We start from the raw sequence: 933 nt of genomic DNA on the forward strand, positions 1-933 counted from the left end.
GATGAATCTTATCCCCAGGTGAAAACAACTTTTTTCGCTGGTACTTTTTTCAAGCATCCTCTCGTCATGGCTGTCGCTTGGGCTGCACTCAATCATATCAAGAACAGCGGTTCCAAACTTCAAGAAAAGTTAAATCAACGGACAACCCAATTAGCCGAGATTCTTAATAGTTACTTTGAACAAAAGCAAGTACCAATTAAAGTCGTTAATTTTGGCTCTCTCTTCCGTTTTAATTGCCAGACTCAACTTAGTAATTTGCTTTTTTATCACTTGCTTGAAAAAGGGATTTATGTCTGGGAAGGACGCACCCTTTATCTATCGACAGCTCATACTGATGAAGATATTGATCAGGTGATTTGGGCAGTCATGGAAAGTGTAGTTGAAATGCAACAAGGGGGATTTTTACCATCTGAAAATATTTCAAAAAATAGTGGAGAGTTGATAACCCATCAAACTCATAGATTATCAAATAATTTGACTGCTTCATCCTTTAACTTAGCGACTGAGTCCCTCCCGGTTACTTCCACTACTTCCCGTAAAAAGGTTGAGAAAACTATTGCTGACATTTGGCAAGAACTCTTTGGTTTTGACAACGTGAACATTCACGACAACTTCTTTGAGTTGGGTGGTGATTCTCTAACAGCCCTTCAGGCTATTTCTTTGTTAAACAAAAGATTGGATACTAAAATGCCTATAGAAAGCATTTACGAAGCACCAACAATAAACTCTCTTGTAAACATTATATGCCCTGAGCAGAATGAAACAGTTTCTGCTGAGCAAAGTATTTCTCGTGGTCAAAGACGAAGAGAGAAAAGAAGTCAACGATAGTACTAAATATAGTAATCCTAAATATTGTAAAATTCTCTCTTTTCTTGGGGTCCTTGGCGTCTATGTCCTGCGGACACGCTGCGCTAAGGCGGTTAATAATTTTCA

At 38.4% G+C, this 933-nt stretch carries 1 protein-coding gene; it reads left to right on the forward strand.

The window, feature by feature from the left end:
• Positions 1 to 828, forward strand: an 828-nt coding sequence (locus AC5590_RS00990) for a phosphopantetheine-binding protein (protein WP_248277457.1), incomplete at its 5' end; no start/stop codon positions are given.
• Positions 829 to 933 lie beyond the last annotated feature (105 nt).

The sequence above is a fragment of the Brasilonema octagenarum UFV-OR1 genome, assembly GCF_963888615.1.
Lineage (GTDB): Bacteria > Cyanobacteriota > Cyanobacteriia > Cyanobacteriales > Nostocaceae > Brasilonema > Brasilonema sennae.